This is a genomic window from Bartonella sp. AC158YNML (genome assembly GCF_042196725.1).
Classification (GTDB): domain Bacteria; phylum Pseudomonadota; class Alphaproteobacteria; order Rhizobiales; family Rhizobiaceae; genus Bartonella.
In genome coordinates, this window is sequence record NZ_JBHIQU010000080.1 from 1 (window position 1) to 919 (window position 919).

At 37.1% G+C, this 919-nt stretch carries 1 protein-coding gene and 1 pseudogene; both read left to right on the plus strand.

Annotated features, from left to right (window positions below; all coding sequences use genetic code 11):
• Window positions 1-41 precede the first annotated feature (41 nt).
• On the plus strand, window positions 42-656 hold the full coding sequence (locus ACFIM1_RS09330) for a hypothetical protein (RefSeq protein WP_375614209.1): 615 nt from the start codon (window positions 42-44) through the stop codon (window positions 654-656).
• Window positions 657-659: 3 nt separating this feature from the next.
• A pseudogene (locus ACFIM1_RS09335) lies at window positions 660-919 on the plus strand (hypothetical protein); the annotation flags it as partial.

Here is a 919-nt window from a genome sequence, read left to right on the forward strand (position 1 = left end):
AAGAAATTAAACGACAAAGCATGCATTAAAGGAAACAAACCATGGAAAAAAAATACGAAATGACTGATGAAACAATCAATGTTGATGGCAAAATCCTTCACCGTATACGTGCTTTAAGAAACTTTGGTGATGTCGAGAAAGGCAACCTAGGAGGCTATATCGAGAAAGAAGACAATCTAAGTCATGATGGCAATTGCTGGGTAGGTGATGATGCAAAAGTCTATGGTTATGCCAAGGTTTTTGATGATGCACATGTTTATGGGAATGCTCGTGTAGATGGTTATGCAAGAGTTTATGACAAAGCCAAGGTTTATGGTGATGCTTATATTTATAACATTGCTGATATTTACGAAAATGCATGTGTTTTTGGTAGTGCATCTGTTACCGGAGAAACTAATATTTTTGGTAATGCGCAGATTTTTGGACATGCTCGTGTTTTTGCCAGTGCACAAATCTACGAAAATGCACAAGTTTCCGGTGGTGCATTTATTAGTGGAAAAGCTGAAATTTATGGAAATGCTAAAATCTATGACAGTCCATTGATTTCCATCAGAGCAAAAGTTGGGGGAAATGCCAAAATCTGTGGTGATGCATTTATTCATGGAAACGCAGAGATCATCAATGATAAAATCATCACAACGGGCATGAGGCAATAAACCATGGAAAAAAAATACGAATTAACTGATAAAACGACCAATGAATATGGACATACGCTTTACCGTATTCGTGCACTGAGAGACTTTGGATATGTCAAAAAAGGTGACCTAGGCGGTTTTATAGAAAAAGAGAGCAACTTAAGCCATAAGAGAGACTGTTGGATTTTTGGCAATGCAAAAGTTTACGGTAATGCCAAAGTTTATGATGATGCCCGTGTTTATGGGAATGCACAAATTTCTGGAAATGCACAAGTTTTTGATTA